The following is an 18,562-nucleotide window of genomic DNA, read 5'->3' as shown; positions in this document are numbered from 1 at the left end:
TATGACCACACCCAAAGACACAGCACTATCCGCTTGTCGGCAACTCATGGAGCCGATTATTGGAATATTGCTGCGCAACGGTGTGACCCACAAAGACCTGGCGTTAATCTGCAAACAACTTTATGTGCAAGTCGCCACCGACGAATTTGGTATTCGCGGGCGCGATACCAACCTCTCCCGTGTCGCTATGCTCACCGGCATAGATCGCAAAGAAGTTGCACGCATTAAAGAAGCCATGCAATCCAACACGCAAAGTGAGCAGAGCCAACAGCACCAAGACCGACTCACCCGCCTGTTATCCGCCTGGCACCAGGACCCGGATTTTTGTACTTCGCAGAACCAACCGCAAGCGCTTCAGGTAGAAGGAGAAGAACAGAGTTTTGCGCTGTTGGTGCGGCGCTATGGTGGCGACTTTCCCGCCAGTGCATTGCTAAAAGAATTAAAACGCGTGGGCGTGGTCGAAACCCTCGCCGATGACAAGGTGATTGCGACCAAACGCTATTTTGTGCCTGCGCAATCTGACCCTGGTGCGCTGCTGCGTGCGGGCAGCGTATTGCAAGATATTGGCAGCACCCTGCATCACAATATTTACAAAGCCAATACTGAAAAACTGTCGGCGCGCGCGCCAGCCCCACTGCGCGCGCAACAGGCGCTGCGCTTTGAACGGCGCGCCAGTAACACCCGTATGCCACTGGATACCGCCGTCGATTTCCAGCAATTTGTAGAACAGGAAGGCCAAGCCTTTTTGGAGCGAATCGACGCCTGGCTCAGCCAACATGAACAAACTGACCTACCCAGCGACGCGCCCCACTGGCGCCTGGGTGTAGGTGCTTATTTATTTAGCAATCTCATCGAACCCGAAACGCCAGCAGAAGGCGATGCAAACGATGATGGAGAGCAGCAATGATTTTTGTATCCCGTCAACTTATACCCCGACACTTTTTTGCCCTGCTCACTGCCGCACTCTTGGCGAGTTGCGGTGGTTCAGGCGGCTCACAAACCGCCGGTATCGACGGTAGCGGCGCCCCGGTTGCCAGTAGCAATACCAATGGCACCATCGACGGTTTTGGCAGCGTGATTGTCAACGGCGTTAAATATGAATCAGACAATGCCGAGGTGCTGATTAATGGCCAGCGCGCAACGGAAAGTGAACTGCGAGTGGGCTATCGCGTGAGCGTGACTGGCACCACCCGTAACGGCAAAACCAGCGCCGACAAAATTGAATTTATCCCCAGCATTGTGGGTGAAATTACCGCGTTCAACCCGGCAGCTAAAACCCTGGTAGTGTTAGGTAAAACCATTCAGGTCACCAATAACACCCTGTTTGATGCCGCCATTAAACCCGCATCACTCGCTGGCCTCACCTTGGGGCAACGCATTCTGGTGAGCGGCGCCGTGGCTGCCGATGGCAGTATCAACGCTAGCCGCATCGAGTTATCCAGCAGCGAATCACTGCAGCTCACTGGGCAAATTGCCAACTTGACCGGTACTAGTTTTAACCTGAACGGCACCAGTGTGGATTACAGCGGTGCGCAACTTATCAATTTGGAAGGCAACCGTTTTATCAACGGCGCACGGGTTACTGTTATTGGTGTAATGAACAACAACCAATTAAAGGCAAGCCTGGTGATCGGCCTGAACAAAACCCTGTCACGGGATTTGGATAGTGCCGATATAGAAGGTTTTATTACCCGTTTTGCATCCGCCACCGATTTTGATGTGGACGGCATAAGCGCCACCACCACAAATCAAACCCGCTTTGAAAACGGCACCCGCAGTGACCTGCGTTTAGGCGCCAAGGTAGAAGTTGAAGGCACGGTAAATAGCAACGGAGCGTTGGTGGCAAGTGACGTGGAGTTTGAGCAGGACAGCAACAACAAAATTAACGGTACCGTCACTGCTATCAACCTGAGCAGCAGCATAGGCAACAACAACGGTATTATCAGCGGGTTACTCGAGGTGGACGGCATCGCCATCAGCACCAACAAACAAACCCGCTATGAAGATAAACAATTGGACGTGCGCCGTTTTAATCTGGCCAGCCTAAACCTTGGTGACCTGGTGGAGGTTACGGGTTATTCCACTGCCGATGGGTTCATCGCCACCAAAATTGAACGTCGTGACCTGGATGATGATGGCGATGAGGGGCGCGAATTTGAAGGTGTTATAAGCGGTATAGGGGCGGATTATTTCATTCTCTTTGGCCGCAAAATTTACACCACCGCAGACACACAAATTACCGGCGGTGACGGCGAGCCGCTCACGCCAACCGCTTTCTACCTGATCGCCCTCAACCAGCAAATTGAAGTCCGCGGCAATACAATCAACGGCGAGTTTTACGCCAGTCAAATCGAGTTGGAAGATGAGGATTTAGGGGATGATGATTAGCAGGTAACAGAGCTTTGCTTCCTCACCCAATTATGCCCGCCACTGTGCGGGCTTTTTGTTTTCATCGCCAAGCCCTAGCCCTTGCGACAAAAACCAATCTGCTCGACAATCGCGCCCGTCTTCAGTACCCGATTTGGTATTGAAGAGCGCCCCCATTGGAACTGTGTTTAAAAAGGAATCCTCTAATGAAAGCAACAACCCTGAGCCTCGCAATTTTCACCGGTCTGTTTTTAACAGCGTGTGGTGGTAGCGGCGGCGGAAGCAAAACCCCCGAGCCAAGTTCTAGCAGCCTGAGCAGCTCGGTTAATTCCAGCAGCTTGAGCAGTTCAAGCAGTTTAATCAGCTCCTCCAGCTCACAATCATCAACAACCGTCAGTTACTCGCTAGGCGGGAATGTAACTGGTCTGGATGGAAACCTGACGTTGCAAGCTGGCGGTCAAACGCTTGAAATCGACGAAAATGGTACGTTTAGATTTCCCAATCAACTGCAAGAAGGCACCCAGGTAACGCTCAATTTGAGTGAAACGCCTTTTCGCCAACGCTGCAGTATTGAAAGCGCTAGCCAATTCACACTGGAAAGCGATATCAGCAACATTAGTATTAGCTGCACTCCACTGGGCGTACTGACCGGTAATGTCAGCAGCTATCATACTGGCACCCCCATCAATCAAGCCCAAATTACCGTGACCGCCCTCACTGCTGAAGGCGAGAGTTTGATGACTGCCAGCGCGCAAACCGACGAAACCGGCACCTTTCGTATCGAAGGTTTGGGTATTGCGGAGCGTTTTGTATTGAATGCCTGGGGTGAGGGTTTTGCTACCCGCAGCGAAGTATTCTCCAATTCGGCAGAGCAACCCAACGTAGATCGCTCGGCCTTGGTGCTTGAAGCAAATTACAGCACTGCCTTTTCTGCCAGCTCCGCCGCAAGCCTTGTGGTAGATGGACAAACATTGGTGGAATTGCCTGCAAATGCATTTGTAACGGCCAGTGGCAGCCCAGCCAGTGGCACAATTACCCCCTCGTTAACCATTATCGATCCTTCGGGTGACGCCGGGGTTATGCCCGGTAACTATGAAGTGCGTGATCCCGAAACCGGTGCGATCAACCTCATGGAATCCTTCGGTGCTCTTGATGCCAGTTTTCGCGATGCCGCGGGCAACCTGTTACAACTAGCACCGGGCACCAGCGCCACTATTTCTATTCCCATGGCCAGCCGCATAAATGAAGGGACTGCGCCCGAAACAGTTCCGCTGTTTTATTTTGATGAAGCCAGTGGTTATTGGGTAGAAGAAGGTGAAGCAACACTTGTGGAAGTCGATGGGCAGTACTTCTATCGCGGTACCGTCACTCACTTCACCACCTGGAATGCAGACCGTATTTACGAAACCGTTAATTTGCGTGGCTGCGTGCGCGATACCGATAACAATCCGTTAGCTAACGTGCGCATTGTCGCCAGTGGCCGCGACTACATCGGCCAAAGCACTGGTTATAGCGATGACACAGGGGCATTTGTATTGCCAGTACGGATGAACTCATCGATTCTGTTGACCTCTATCTCCGGCTCGCAAAGCGATACGGTAAATATCTTCTCAACCGGCACAGACACCGTCATCGAAGCCTGTCTGCAATTAGCCGAAAGCTCGGCCACCATTACCCTTACATGGGGTGAAAATCCGTATGATTTGGACTCTCACTGGTTTATCCCCAACATTGAAGGTGACTTGGAGTATCAGGTTTACTTCGGGAACAAAACTGAGGAGGTCAATGGCGTAGTCTTTGATTTGGATGTTGATGACGTAACCAGCTTCGGTCCGGAAGTAGTTACCGTACCCGACTTTCCCCATGCGGGAACCTATCGCTATGTGGTGAGATTGTATGGCGGTACAGGCACCATCGCCGACTCACCAGCTCGGGTAGAGCTAAACCTGCGCGGAAATATTTCTGTGTTCTCACCCAGCGAAGCCAGCGGTGATCACAGCGAAGAATTCTGGCATGTATTTAATATTCAAGTGGATGCTGAGGGCAATACCAGTGTAGTGGCCGTGCAGGAATTTACTGACAGCCGCTACCCAGAAGAAGCAGTGCTCACAGCATCAACCAGGCGCAGTCTCAAAAGTGGAAGCACGCAAGCTACACCAACGAAACAAGAACCCGCGCTAAAAGAAATGAAACATTACATCAAGTAAAACACGCAAAATCCCCGGTTCACGCCGGGGATTTTTTTAGCATCTCTGCTAAGCCTGCCCCTACCATTGCTGCCCCACCCTGCGCCCAACCGCCATCTACCGGGATTACTGCTCCGCTGATATAGCTGGCAAAATCCGACGCGAGAAATAAACAGGCGTTGGCGATATCATCCGTGCTGCCCATACGCTGTAAAGGCACAGATTTAACCACCGCCGCACGGATTTTTTCATTCGGCGCCAAACGGTTCATACCCTCGGTATTATCGATCGGGCCGGGAATTACCGAGTTAATACGAATGCCCTCTGCGCCCCACTCCAGACACAAAGTGCGGGTAATCATGTCCACGCCCGCTTTGGCGGCGCATACATGGCTCTGCCCTGCCATGGGAATCTCCGCTTGCGGTGCGGAGATATTAATAATGGAAGCCCCCGGTTTTTGCAGGTGCGGATAAACAGCCTGCATCACATGGAAAGTGCCGAGCAGGTCGATTTCAATTACCGAGCGAAAACCATTGGGCGACATCCCCATCGCCAAGGCTGGGAAATTTCCGGCCGCGCCTGAAACCACTACATCCAACTTGCCCCAGTCGGCGGCGATAGCATCGATACCGGATTTAATAGCCTCAACTTCGCGCACGTCAGCAGCAAAACCGCGTGCATCAGCTGCGCCGCAGGCTTTTAGCGATTGAATTGTCGCATCCACTTTTTCTTGTGAGCGGCTCACTACGGCAACCCGTGCGCCCGCTTTGGCAAAGGTTTCAGCAACACCGCGATTAATGCCGCTGGTGCCACCGACTACCAGTACATTTTTATGGTTGAAATCGAATGAAATAGCCATAATTATTTCCAGTGATAAATACCAATTGCATTAAAAACGCGAGAAATCCGGCGCACGCTTTTCAAAAAACGCGGTGACCGATTCTTTACATTCTTCAGAAGCCAAGCCCTCCGCAAAACCGGCATATTCCGCACTGAGCGATGCCTCTACCGCGGCGAGCGTACCGGCACGTAACAAAGCTTTACTGCGCTGCACAGCACTGGGTGGCTGTTGCGCGAGGCGCGCGATTTTCTCGCGGGCGTATTCGGTGAGTTCGTCCCAAGGTACCGCTTTAGTCACTATGCCCATCGCTTCCGCTTCTGCACCGCTAAAGGCTTCGCCCAATAAAAAAATCTCCGCCGCTTTTTGCTGGCCCACCAAACGCGGCACCAAATAGCTGCTGGCGTATTCAGGGCACAACCCCAAATTCACAAATGGCATTTGCAGGCGCGCATCGTCAGCGGCATAGACCAAATCACAGTGCAGCAACATGGTTGTGCCAATACCCACCGCATGGCCGCGCACTACCGCGACTACGGGCTTTTTACACAAGCGCAACGCATCGATAAAACGCACAACCGGGTGATTGGGGTGAATATCCGGCTCATTCATAAAATCCATTAAATCATTGCCGGCAGTAAAAAACTCATCGCTGCCCGTAAGCACAATGACGCGCACCTGCGCATTGCTTTGGGCATGGGTGATTAACTCCGCCAACGCGGAATACATCGCCAGGGTCAGCGCATTTTTTCGTTCAGGGCGATTGAAACTCAAGGTAAGCACCCGCTGGTCAAGCTGGGCCGCAATTTGTGAACAAGGGCTGAGGGGGTCGGTATTCGCTGTCATTATCAGATCCTGTGAAAAACATGTTCGGCAATAGTAATAGGTTCATTACTGGCAATAAGTTCAGGGATGAGTATAGCCAAGGGGGCCGCTCATGCCTCCCCCGGATAAAAGATGGCAAGCCCCAGCAGTGGCGGGTACAATTCTCGCCCTTAATTCTTTAGCCTCTAGCGATTCCCCTACTTTATGAATATCCGCGAATTACTGAATCAAAAAGTCCTTGCTGCGATGACTGCCGTGGGCGTTCCCGCTGGTCTGCCCGCACTGATTGCGCCCGGCAAAAAAGCCGGTTTTGGCGATTACCAAGCCAACTGTGCCATGGGCGCCGCCAAAGCGATGGGTACTAACCCGCGTGAGCTGGCCGCTAAAATTGTCGCCGCACTTGAGTTAGACGGCATAGCCGAAAAGCTGGAAATCGCCGGCCCCGGTTTTATCAATATCGACCTCAACCCACAGTGGTTGGGCGAGCAAATCGCCAAAGCGCAAAGCGACGCGCGCCTGCAGGTTGAGCAGGTCGCGGATGCACAGAACATAGTCATCGATTATTCCGGCCCCAACCTCGCCAAAGAAATGCACGTAGGCCATTTGCGCTCCACGATTATTGGCGACTCACTGGCGCGCCTGCTGGAATTCCAGGGCCACAATGTGATTCGCCAAAATCACGTGGGTGATTGGGGCACCCAATTTGGAATGTTGATTGCCGAGCTTGAAGAGCAATTGGGAGCCAAAGGCGATGACGCCATGGCACTCAAAGATCTGGAAGTGTTTTACCAGCAAGCCAAAAAACATTTTGATGACGACAAAAACTTTGCCAACAAAGCGCGCGAGTATGTCGTGCGTTTGCAGGGTGGCGACGCGCAGATGTTAAAACTGTGGGAACAATTCAAAACGATTTCCCTGCATCACTCCACCGAGATTTATCAACAACTTAATGTCACCTTAAAAGACAGCGATGTGCGCGGTGAAAGTTTTTACAACAACGACCTCGCACCGCTGGTTAACGAATTACAAGCACAAGGTCTCGCGGTAGAAAGCGACGGCGCACAAGTCGTATTCCTGCAAGAACTGGCCGACAAAGAAGGCAACCCATCGCCGGTGATTATTCAAAAACAAGGCGGTGGTTTTTTATATGCCACTACCGATTTAGCGGCGCTGCGGTATCGCGTAAACACATTAAAAGCAAAGCGCATTATGTATTTTATTGATGCGCGCCAATCGCTGCATATGCAGCAAGTATTTACCCTGTCACGCAAAGCAAAATTTGTGGATGAATCTGTAAGCCTGGAGCATTTGGCTTTCGGCACCATGATGGGCAGCGACGGCAAACCCTTTAAAACCCGCACCGGCGGCACAGTAAAACTGGCCGAGTTATTAACCGAAGCCGTTGAGCGTGCGACCGCATTGGTCAGCGAAAAAACAACTGACCTCAGCGCCGATGAAGTGGCCGAGATTGGCCGCAAAGTGGGCATTGGCTCAGTGAAATACGCCGACCTGTGTAAAACCCGCACCAACGATTACGTATTTAGCTGGGAATCCATGCTCAGCTTTGAAGGCAATACCGCACCCTATTTGCAATACGCCTATACGCGCGTGCAAAGTATTTTCCGCAAAGCGGGGGTGAGCCCGGAGTCGCTGCAAGCGGCGCTGATTATTGGCACCGAGCAAGAAAAAACCCTGGCGATTAAATTGCTGCAATTCAGCGAAGTATTGGATCAAGTGGCGCGCGAAGCTATGCCGCATTTGCTCTGTACTTATCTGTATGACATTGCCAGTTTGTATATGAGTTTTTATGAAGCCTGCCCCATTTTGAAAGATGGCATTGCACCAGAATTGCGCGACAGCCGTTTACGTTTGTGCCATTTGGTTGCAAAAACCATTGCGCAAGGTTTGGATTTGTTGGGTATTGAAGTAATGGAGCGCATGTAATTCGCAGAATTTCCCGCGCAGTAACGAATAACTATTAATATACCGCTCATGAAAACAACGCCAAGGAAGGTAATGTTGTCGTCTAAACTTTCAAAAAAATTATTTCATTTCAATTGCATCGCAATAGTAAATAAAATTTTGATTACTTCCCCGCCAAAATATTTCCTTCAACACAAAACGCTATACAACGGCAAGACGATCTGCCAGATTGTGACAGGCACGAGCTGCCGCCCGCTGAAATAGAAATTGAACACGCTGTATTTTCGACGTACTTCACCTTGCAAAAACCGGAACAGGAATAACCGCTGGTTTTTGTTAACTTTGATGAATTTGAAGGAGGCGTTTATGTTTGTATCCAAGGCAAAACAATTCACCCAATCGTATCTGTACCCCAAGCTATCATCTGCAATCGCATCTGCGCTGTTGATCATTTCCATGAGTACAATTTCTCATCACGTACATGCGGTCTTTATCGATTTTGATGACATTACTGCGCTCCCAGCAGAACCATTTGATGGTTGTCTTTGTGGCCATGTACTCAGCAATGAATATGCGTCACAGGGATTAATTTTTAATGGTGATAGTAGCTGGTTAATTGGCGGCGTATTACCCGATGGCACTAACCGCAATGGCGTGCAGGGATTTAACGGAATTTCATTGAGTTTTGTGGGAACACTACCGAACTTCATTAGTTTCAATGCATTTTCCGTAAACGAAGACGCTATTTTTATTGCAGTTTATGGAGAAAATGATTATCTGTTTACTCATGTAGGTTCGGGATGGCAAGGCACTGAAGAAACCAGCACACCTTACATTCCAGGGGAGTTAATATCCTTCACGGCAACCGAAGGAATAAAAAGCCTGCACATTTCCTCTCTTTTTAGCTTACGCACAGGCCCTTACATCGACAACCTGACATTTGAATCCAGATCTGTACCTGAACCTGCGCCCTTCGTTTTATTTTCACTAGCCTTAGCGGGGCTTTTTTGGCGACGATTGGTCGCCAACCGGTAACGCGATAATTTTCGATTCATCATTCGGCGAGTAAACCCATCGATATTGTTGTGTAGTTTTGTTCGTTAAATTTTCTATACACTTTATCGGTGGGATTTTTTTGATTTTATTGGTAAGTTATACCCAAGCGATAACAAACAGGCCATCACTCAATGGCTCGCGGCTAAACAATAATCGCTACCTTTCGGCACTGGCATTTAACAATTCCTTCATCAGTTGCACACAAAATAACAGCGGCTTTAAAAAAGTTTGCTGTATGAGTGTACTTTTTCGTTTTTAAAATAAATGAATTTAAACATTATGAAGAGATTGCCTTTTGTATTGCTCGCCCTGTGCGGCGCCCTTTCTGCCTGCCAATCAACCCAGCCCGAAAGCCGTATTAGCGGTATTGCCTTTGAAAAAACACCGCTCGCCAACGCCAAAATAACCCTGATTGATGCGAGGGGAACCCAATTACACACCATCACCAATATGCAGGGTGAATATGAGTTTTCACGTACTGCGTTGCAAGCGCCCTTATTAGTGTCAGTGGTGAGTGGTGGCGATGCAAAATACTGCAGCCAAAACGCACAGCTGCGCCCCGTTTGTCTGGCAGCGGTAATTGAAAAACTGGCACCAACTCAAATAGCCAATATTAACCCACTGACTGATCGCATAGCGTCGGATGTTGCCGTCGCACAAGGTTTTATCGGCCCGCAACAATGGGTAGATAGCGCCAAAATTAATGCACTGGATCCAGCCGTTATCGCGCAGGCGCGCAGCAATATGCAGCAGGGTTTTACTCAGGCTCTGGCGCTTGCCGGTGTAAACAAGACAGCTGATTTTGACCCGGCCACTTACCCTATCCACCGCAATGCACAACTGGTGGAAATGCTCAGCTTGCTCAACCACAACCGCAATTACGACAACAACAGCGGTCAAACCGGGCATACCACGTTGAGCGATGTGGGCTTTCGCCCGCTGGTGGGGTTGATGAATAGCGGCGCTTACGAACCCTTTGATTTTGTCCGCGCTCGCGCTGAGCAGCAGGCCATCCGCAATGCTGCAATCCGTATTTTTGTGGTGGGTGATTCCACCTCCGCCGTGTATGAACAATTGCGTTTCCCGCGCATGGGTTGGGCGCAAATGCTGGAGCGGGAATTTAAAACAGAAGCCAATGTGAAAGTAATTGTAGGTTCACGCGCTGGCCGCAGCTCGCGGGATTTTTATAACGGCCGCTGGTTTGCACAGATGGAGCAACTTATCCAACCAGGCGATTATGTATTTATCAACCAAGGCCACAATGATCAAAGTTGCGATTCCGCTCGCCCCGAGCGCGGCATTGCCGATGTGCAAAACCTGTGCACCTACCCCAACAATGCTGCGGGGAAAATCCAGCATCCTGCGGGTAAACCAGAATTATCTTTTTATCATTCACTGCAGCGCTACGTGAACATCACCCGCGAGCGCGGTGCGATTCCGGTGTTATTCACCCCTACGGCGCGCATTAAAAATGCCAAGGGTGAACAAACTACTCCCGTAGTCCATAGCCATGTTACCCAGCACAAGCCCGGCAGCAACTACGCATTTGTAGGCGATTACCGCCAAACCATTATGGATTTGGCACGCACAGAACAATTGCCGCTGATTGATTTAGGTACAGCAAGCATCCGGTTTGCCAATCAGGTTGGCGACCCCGGCTGGAAAAGTTATTGGCTGGTGGTGGATAAGCGTGTTAACCCCTATTACACCGAAACCATGGGCGGCAGCCCACAATTGCCGGACGGCACCCACTTCCAAAAAAATGGCGCCGAGGTGATGACCAAACTCAGCGTTGAATTAATTAACAGCAACCCCGCGTTAAAAGCATTAGCCGAAAAACTTAAAGCACAATAAACGGGCATTTTTATCCATAGATAAAAAATAGCCCACGTGACACAAGCCCTATTAATAGTGGGCTTGTGTACTTACCCACCAAATACCCCACCAAAAAATCACACTTTTGGTGCAAATAAACAATAAGCGCACCAAAATAAATCCATAACCGCCCCATTAAAGAGCCTTAATTATCCGGCAAGTTCGCATAATCACTCGCTTGTAGTCAGATGGCGCATATTCTGCATATGGCACCAAATACCACATCGAATGACCTGCAAAGACAGTGACCGCCCCGAAAGTCAGAGCTGAAAAAGCCAGTAATGGGCGGCGATAAAACCTACTACTACCCAAAGACGAGTGACGCAATTCATGTCCAAACCGACTTTTTTACAAAGCGCTTTAATGCCCCTTTCCGCCGCCGAGCGCGCCTGGCTGCCATGGTTTGGTAAAACCGGCAAGCTGGCCATGGGCTGGGCCTGCTGGTTGAACCGCAGCCGTTACCCCATCATGGAACAGACCTTTGAGAGCATCGCCAGCACGCGGATTAAACTTTTGCAGCAATGGGTAAAACGGCAGTGGGCACAATTGGAATCCTGCAGTGGCCAGCTGCAATTGTTAGATGACAGTTACGACAATATTTTGCGCAAAAGCCTTTCTTCTATGGGCGATTGCATCGAATTATTTGTGATTGACCGGCAGGGCAAAACCCTCGCATCCAGTTATGCCGCGCGGATCGGCGCACAGGATTTGGTGCCCAACGCCGTCAGCGCCGGTTTGTCACAGGCTTTTTTACACGGCCCCTACAAAGACCCGCAAACACTGACCAACGGCAAGCGCAGCTCATCGTTTCATGACCAGGTCACACTGATGTTTTATTTGCCTATCACCCTGAGCGATGGCAATAAAGGCTGTTTGTGCGCGCGCATTCCCAACGATGTATTGGGCGATTTAATCCAACGTGAAGCGGGGCATATTTTTAGCGAGTCCGGCGATAACTATTTGTTTATGGTGAAGTCGGTGTTTGACCCAACCATCAAAAGTGGTACCGCCCTCTCCCGCTCGCGTTTTGAAGACAATACCTTTTCCCATGGTGAAAACCTTCGCTCCGGTATTCACACCAATTGGGGTGCGGTGAAAATCCAACAGCACACCGAATTTGAAATTCGTTTTACCGACCCTGCCACCAACCAACTTCACCCCGGTGTGCGCGAGACCATTCGCAAAGGCAGCAATTTGTTTGTCACCTACCCCGGCTACTCGGACTATCGCCATATTCCGGTGGTAGGCAAAGGTGTGACCTTTAATTTGCAAGGCTCGCCCGACACCTGGGGCATGATGTGTGAAGCGGATTTGGAAGAGACTTATCGCCACCGTTCACTCGGTTTTAAATTGATGAGTATTTACAGCGCCTGTGTGGGTGCCGGTGTCGCCACTAATTTGGCACTGGATTATTTCAGCAACCTGCCCAACAGCCTTATTAATGCGCTGACACTGTTGGTATTAAGCATCGGCGGATTTATTTTTTACCAGCGCGGGCCGCGCAAACTGGCGCGTCGGTTGGGGAAAATGACCGAAGTAATTCACGCCATCGCCGAGGGTGGTGGCAATTTGCAGCAGCGCCTGGACACCAAAAAATTAGCCAACGATGAGAGCGGAGACTTAGGGCGCTGGACCAACAGTTTTATCGACAACCTGGATCATATTGTCGGTGAGGTAATTCGCGCGGCTGATGAGGTAATGAAAAATAGTGACCGGTTGTTAAGCCACAACAATCACGCTAACGAGTCATCCACTTCTGTATCGGTGGCGATGGATAAAATGTTGCTGTTAGTCAGCGAGCAGTTGCAGGAAATCAGTAATGCCTCCGGTACCGCGACTGATATGAAAAAGATGATGGAGCAAGTGGTACAGCAGGCGCGCACCCAATTTGAGTCGGTGCGCACCGGCACCCAGAGTATTCGCGATGTGGTGGATAACTCCGCACGCACCATTCACACCCTGAATGAACGCACCGCTGAAATTGGCAATATGATTTCGCTGATCAGCGACATTACCAGCCAAACCAATTTGCTTGCACTTAACGCCGCCATTGAAGCGGCGCGGGCCGGTGAGCACGGGCGCGGTTTTTCGGTGGTAGCCGATGAAGTGCGCAGCTTGGCGGCGCGCACGGCGGGGGTAGCGCAAGAAATCGGGAAAAAAATTGAAGCGATTCGCAGTGAATCCCAACGCGCGGCAGCCTATATGGAAACCAGCGTCGCCGGGGTAGATCGCAGCTTGCGTTTGGCGGAGGAGGCATCGAGTGACAATTCACCGCTGCACGCTATTGTCGAACGTATGTTTAACACCATTCACCATATCGACCAAAACAGCCAGCAACACGGCGAACAGGTGCGTGAACTGAGTAGCGCCAACAACACCATGAGCAAAGTGGTGCGCGCCCTGCAAACCAGTTCGGATCGCCTGAAAAATACTGCTACCAAATTACACCAGCTGGCAGGGGAATTTCAGGTCAGCTCGCGGTAAACCTCATGCTCAAGCCCCACTACCACCACAGCGCCGGAGTTACTCCGGCTGCACAGGTTGTAAATCGCTCTGGATAAAATGGTTAACCAGATCGGTATAGATTTTTTCAATAATATCCGGATTAACTCCCTCGGCATTCGCCCACTCGCGCCGCTGTTGCAGCATGGTTTTGATTTGTTCAGGCGAACGCACCGTTACATCAGCGGTTTTAAACTTCACCGCCGCCTCCAAATATTTAGAGCGCTGGCCAATCAAACTGATAATACCGCGGTCGAGCACATCAATCTCGGTGCGGATATCGCTCATGGTGGCGCATTCTTCGGGGGTAAATTCGTTAGTAATTTCCATCAGGGAGATCCGGTTTACAGGTTATTGTTAGCGACAAGCAAATAGTCAGGCTTAAACTTACCTAGGCTTGCACAACAAATCGTCCCACTTTGTTGTTTTTATTAATCATCGCTACAAAAACAGTTAAGTGGGAATTCCCCACGGCAAAACAACACTCAAACAACACTAAGTGATAGCTACTCTGCCCCACTTTTTTCACCCATAAAAAAACGGCACGCGGTAAATACCCCGTGCCGCTACATACATTGAATAATCTTTATCGCTTTACCCAGATTACCAGTTAGTCAGTGGATGGCTATTTAACTGGTAAATCCGAACCCAGTCGTACTGGGTAACCATGGGATAAACGTTGCCATACTTGTTACCGCCAAACGCATCCTGAATACCATCGTTAGGAATCCAGAAGTTCATCATCAGTTCGGTCAGGTCGTTGGGAATCGGCGTGTAAGAAACCTGGGGCGGCACGCAGGATGGGTTGCAGTCGATCCAATCCTGATTCAAGGTTTTTACCAGCACGCCATCTACAAACCACTTGATACCTGTAGGTGTCCAATCGATCGCATAAACGCGCCATTGGTCTGCTGGTGCTATATCAATTTTGTGCTCCCACGCGCCCCATTGGCGAGTACCGTTCCAATCCACCACATTCACCCCATAGATCAGGTTGGCCTGGAATTTATCCGGGCGACCACCTTCCAGCTCCACATCAATTTCTTCCCACTCCCGCGGAGAGCCTTCGTGTTTATAGGTGAATAGTGAAGATATGTAGCCCGTCGCAACCGACCGTGCCGGTGCTTTTATGCGCGCTTCAATACGGCCATATTTGATACGTTTGGAAGGTACCGTGCGCAATTCTCCGCATGAATAGTTGTAGGGGCCTTTCTCCGATTTGTGATCGTAGGAATAACTGCCGGGCACGTATTCATTGCGCACCACCAACTCCAAATTACCATTTACGATTTGCACACCTTGAGGTTGGAAGCGGCAGATAGATTCACCACCCACAGCGCCATCTCCCTTCGCCCAAATTGCGGTATTGAGGCTATTGAAACGTTCATCCAACTTTAAGGTGTAACCCGAGTAGACCCCGGTATAGCCAGAATAAGCCGTGGGTAAATTGGGGTTATTGGTACCCTCGGCGACAACTTCGATCCAGTTGAAATTCCAATTCGCGGTTTGTGCAAACACGCCCAGGCTGTAAGTGCCGGCATTCAAATTTACCGTGCGGCTAACGGTGGTCCAATTTTGCCAACCACCAGTCGCGGGAATAGCAAAACTGCCCAATTGAATCGTACCGCCATTCAAATCCACTGAAGCAGTGGCACCAGAAGCGGAGGCTACTCGCATACGCACTGTGTAGTTGCCACTGGTGGGAATGGTTAAGTTGTTATAGGCAAGCCACTCGCCCTGGGCGATCCAACCTACGTTATAACCGCCACCGGTATCGCTAGTGGCCTCAATGTCCACTGCATCACCGCGATAGGCACCACCGGTATTGCCCGGTGTGGTGTCGTAAAAAGCGTTGTAATTTTCAGCTTGAAATACTACGGCACCCGCCGAGGTGGACAACCCAAGGCAGGCCAAGGCCACCCAAGCGCTTTTTTTCAATAGAGTTACGTTATTCATGATTATTATTACTCGTGAATTAGGAAGGGAATTACTTTCAGTCGCTGCAGCGAGAACCAGTATATAAAGCGCTGCTGCGATTACAATCGGGGGGCTTGTCGCTTAAAAAAGCCAAAAACCGTAGCAAAAAAATTAAAAAATAATCGAACCTTTGCCAATAAAAAAATCCCACTTTTGAGGTAACAAAAAAAATCAAGTGATACGCGATTTGTTAAGGGGGGTGACAATTATTTTTTATTTTCTTGCGCAGTAACACCTGCCGTCCCTTAAAGAAACAACACGCAAAAATTCAAATTGGTGCAGACTAAAAAATAAACACAGAGTGCCAGCTTAGGCAAAACTTACATCGGCACTGATTGATCAGCAGAAGCAAGGGCGACAGCATAAAAAAAGGGCGCTCCACAGGGAGCGCCCTTTTCTGTTCACGGGGTTTAAACCACCTTAGTGAAGCACAACCACCTCATTTTGCGACAGATTAAACGTACCGCTACCACTGGTCACGTTCACCACATCGCTACCCACTTTACTGGTGTAAGCAGCGTTTGCCAGACAGAGGTTGGGAACCGTAATAGTAGTAGATACACCACGGTTTACGGCCACCACCGCACAGTCACTGCCCTCCTGACGCTGGAATACCAGTACGTCGGCACCCACCCAACGCTCAGCATAACTACCGCGCTGTATAGCGGGGCTATTTTTACGCAGATCAGACAAAGCACTGATCATATTGAACGCCGCCGTGGTCTGGCTGAAGGATGGCATCTGCTCGCGGTTGTAAGGGTCGTGTCCTACCTGACCATCGGCGTTTGCAGTAAACCAGGTAACGTTTTGCTCAGAGCCGTAATAAATAGTCGGGATACCGGGCAAGGTCATTACCAAAGCCATACCCAAATCCTGACGTGCATCGGCAAAGGCTTTACTCATCCCCTTACCTTGACCACGGTTGGTAATGCCCGAGGTTTGCAGGTACACACTGGTACGGGTGGCATCGTGGTTGTCGAGGAAAATGGCTTGCAAGTCTTCAAACCCATTCATCGCACCCGCACGTGAACTGATGTGGCTGCTCAGATTGATCATGGTGCTATTGCCAGCCACTGCATTTTCAATCGCATCGCGCAATTTAAAGTCGAGCAGTTCAGAACCGCGACGCTCATTAAGGAAGCCCATCGAAACTGCATCGCCCGCACCGGCGTTGTACCACTCACCAAAAATATAGGTGTCGGCTTTTTTCGCGCGCACAGCGGCACTGAAACGGTTGATGAAGCTTGGCTCAATGTGTTTGATCGCGTCGATACGGAAGGCGTCCACACCGTGATCCATCCACTTGAGTGCCGCGTCAATCAAATACTGATCCGCCAGTGAATTGCTGGTGGTGCCGTGTTTGAAATCGGTCAGGTTGAACAGGCTCTTGTTGCGGAACGACCAGGGATCATCCCATTCACCGTTACAGGTAGTGGCCGGGTTGGTATCACCACAGTCTGAAATAGCGCCATTAGCGTTGTACCAGGTGTTTTTGCCACTGGCGAAATCAGTGATAAATGCACCCTCTTTGTAAAGTGCACCGAATTCGTACTGGTCATCCTGGTTGGAGTGGTTAAGGGCTATATCCAACACCAGTTTCATACCGCGAGCTTCCATTTGGGCATCCAGCTCATCCACTAACGCCCAGTCGCCCAGATGTTCATCGACAGAGTAGAAATCGCGCGCCCAGTAGCCGTGGTAGCCACCTTCGTTGCCCACATTGATGTTATCCACTAGCGGCGTTACCCAGATCGCGGTCACACCCAGTGATTGCAGGTAGTCGAGTTTGGAGATCAAGCCCTGGATATCGCCACCCCAGTACTTCTTCCACTCACTTTGAGCACCGGCGCCCTTCACAGTGGAAGTCGCGACAGGGTTAGTGCCGTTGTCGTTGCTGGTGTTGCCGTTGGCGAAGCGATCCACAAACACAAAGTACATAGTGCGCGAGCGGAAATCGTCGGCCACTGGCGCGCTGCTGCTTGAGCTGCTGGATGAAGATGACGACACCGAGCTTGAACTGCTTGAACCGCAGTTAGATGCCAGGTTAGTGGTAACGCTAACAAGGCTGTTGCTGCTGGTATTGATCACAATACGTGTCCAGCCACTTGCGGCCTGATCGACGGATGGGAATGCATCTGTACCCCAGGCACCGTTGCGATCAACCTTGAAGCGCGGCCCGCCGTTGGCATCGCCCGCAGTGAAGTTACGGCAGGCTTCCAGTTGATTGGTGCCCGCTGGCGTTGTGAAGAGGTCACCTTCAGCCCAGCCGTTGTGAGTGCCACGCAAGTGGAACGGGATGAGCGGTGCGCTGGATGAACTGGAAATAGACGAGGATGAACTTGATGTTGATGTCGAGCTAGATGTCGAACTCGACGTGGTAGCGCTACTACAATTGGCCGCAAGATTTTGCTGGGTGGTGATTGCCTTTGAACTCGCATTAAAAGTGATTTTTACCCAACCAGCGGCAACTGTGTAATCCGCTGCGGGCACTGCATCGCTGCCCCAACCGCCATTCGGGTCCACCTTAAAACGTGGGCCGCCAGTGGCGTCGCCACTTACAAATTGCTGGCAACTTTCGTACACATCGCTAGTGCCAACGCGGGTTAACAAGGTGCCTTCTGCCCAACCATTGAACGTGCCGCGCAAGTGATACGCCGCCGGAGGCGTTACCGCACTGATATTCCAGTTTTTGGTGTCGGTATAAAATTTGATGTTCCAAGTACCTTGGGCCACGGCAATATTGCTGCCGTTAAGGCCGCCTACTCCATAACTTTCCGCCCAGTTGCCGTAGCGATCAAATTTAATACTGCCTGCAGCGGAAAAAACCACATTCGTGAGTTCCACCGTATTGGTGCCCGCAGGGTTCATTTGGGTTGCTGCCCACGCATTATGCGTGCCGCGCAAAAACCATTCGGCCTGCGCGCTGGCAGTGGTTGCCAACAAAAATGAGAGTAAAACGAGTTTGTGTTTCATAGTGACCTATCCGTTATTAATATTATTGGAGCGGCCATTT

12 protein-coding genes are annotated in these 18,562 nt (G+C 50.5%); 7 read left to right on the top strand and 5 right to left on the bottom strand.

The features are described 5' to 3' along the window. The first annotated feature begins 1 nt into the window (after window position 1). From D0B88_RS10590 to D0B88_RS10580, 3 genes are all read left to right on the top strand, one after another. Complete coding sequence (locus D0B88_RS10590) at window positions 2-907, top strand: DUF6502 family protein (RefSeq protein WP_151057039.1); 906 nt, start codon at window positions 2-4, stop codon at window positions 905-907. After that, window positions 904-2,388, top strand: coding sequence for a DUF5666 domain-containing protein (locus tag D0B88_RS10585; protein ID WP_151057037.1), 1,485 nt, complete (start codon window positions 904-906; stop codon window positions 2,386-2,388). Before D0B88_RS10590 ends, D0B88_RS10585 begins: the two co-directional genes overlap by 4 nt. Before the next feature lie 185 nt (window positions 2,389-2,573). Beyond that, a complete protein-coding gene (locus tag D0B88_RS10580) occupies window positions 2,574-4,574 on the top strand; it encodes a carboxypeptidase-like regulatory domain-containing protein (RefSeq protein WP_151057035.1) in 2,001 nt (666 codons plus the stop codon). Window positions 4,575-4,593: 19 nt separating this feature from the next. Here the strand turns inward: D0B88_RS10580 and D0B88_RS10575 are convergent, their stop codons facing one another. Both D0B88_RS10575 and D0B88_RS10570 read right to left on the bottom strand, forming a co-directional pair. Next, window positions 4,594-5,412 (bottom strand): SDR family oxidoreductase, encoded by an 819-nt coding sequence (locus D0B88_RS10575; protein ID WP_151057033.1) that lies wholly within the window; start codon window positions 5,410-5,412, stop codon window positions 4,594-4,596. A 30-nt stretch (window positions 5,413-5,442) separates the two neighbouring features. Next, on the bottom strand, window positions 5,443-6,237 hold the full coding sequence (locus tag D0B88_RS10570; RefSeq protein ID WP_151057031.1) for an enoyl-CoA hydratase: 795 nt from the start codon (window positions 6,235-6,237) through the stop codon (window positions 5,443-5,445). Window positions 6,238-6,420: 183 nt separating this feature from the next. On the opposite strand from D0B88_RS10570, the gene argS reads away from it, so the two are divergent. The 4 genes from argS to D0B88_RS10550 all read left to right on the top strand — a co-directional run bounded on the left by argS (window position 6,421) and on the right by D0B88_RS10550 (window position 13,554). Next, window positions 6,421-8,160: an arginine--tRNA ligase gene (argS, locus tag D0B88_RS10565; protein WP_151057029.1), complete on the top strand. Its 1,740-nt coding sequence runs from the start codon at window positions 6,421-6,423 to the stop codon at window positions 8,158-8,160. Between the two features lie 345 nt (window positions 8,161-8,505). After that, window positions 8,506-9,174, top strand: a complete 669-nt coding sequence (locus D0B88_RS10560) for a PEP-CTERM sorting domain-containing protein (RefSeq protein WP_191966415.1) — start codon at window positions 8,506-8,508, stop codon at window positions 9,172-9,174. Window positions 9,175-9,474: 300 nt separating this feature from the next. Beyond that, window positions 9,475-11,049: a GDSL-type esterase/lipase family protein gene (locus tag D0B88_RS10555; protein ID WP_225318329.1), complete on the top strand. Its 1,575-nt coding sequence runs from the start codon at window positions 9,475-9,477 to the stop codon at window positions 11,047-11,049. Window positions 11,050-11,400: 351 nt separating this feature from the next. Beyond that, window positions 11,401-13,554, top strand: coding sequence for a methyl-accepting chemotaxis protein (locus tag D0B88_RS10550; protein ID WP_151057023.1), 2,154 nt, complete (start codon window positions 11,401-11,403; stop codon window positions 13,552-13,554). A gap of 39 nt (window positions 13,555-13,593) precedes the next feature. On the opposite strand, the gene D0B88_RS10545 is transcribed toward D0B88_RS10550, so the two are convergent. From D0B88_RS10545 to D0B88_RS10535, 3 genes are all read right to left on the bottom strand, one after another. After that, window positions 13,594-13,902, bottom strand: coding sequence for a chorismate mutase (locus D0B88_RS10545; protein ID WP_007642494.1), 309 nt, complete (start codon window positions 13,900-13,902; stop codon window positions 13,594-13,596). A gap of 273 nt (window positions 13,903-14,175) precedes the next feature. Then, on the bottom strand, window positions 14,176-15,528 hold the full coding sequence (locus D0B88_RS10540; protein WP_225318328.1) for a carbohydrate-binding protein: 1,353 nt from the start codon (window positions 15,526-15,528) through the stop codon (window positions 14,176-14,178). A gap of 441 nt (window positions 15,529-15,969) precedes the next feature. Continuing rightward, window positions 15,970-18,522 carry an alpha-amylase family glycosyl hydrolase gene (locus D0B88_RS10535; protein ID WP_151057021.1) on the bottom strand — a complete coding sequence of 851 codons (2,553 nt, stop codon included), beginning with the start codon at window positions 18,520-18,522 and terminating at the stop codon, window positions 15,970-15,972. Window positions 18,523-18,562: the final 40 nt, after the last annotated feature.

The sequence above is a fragment of the Cellvibrio sp. KY-YJ-3 genome (assembly GCF_008806955.1).
Lineage (GTDB): Bacteria > Pseudomonadota > Gammaproteobacteria > Pseudomonadales > Cellvibrionaceae > Cellvibrio.
The sequence above is the reverse complement of the archived record's forward strand: the minus strand, read 5'-3'. Positions and strand labels throughout refer to the sequence as shown.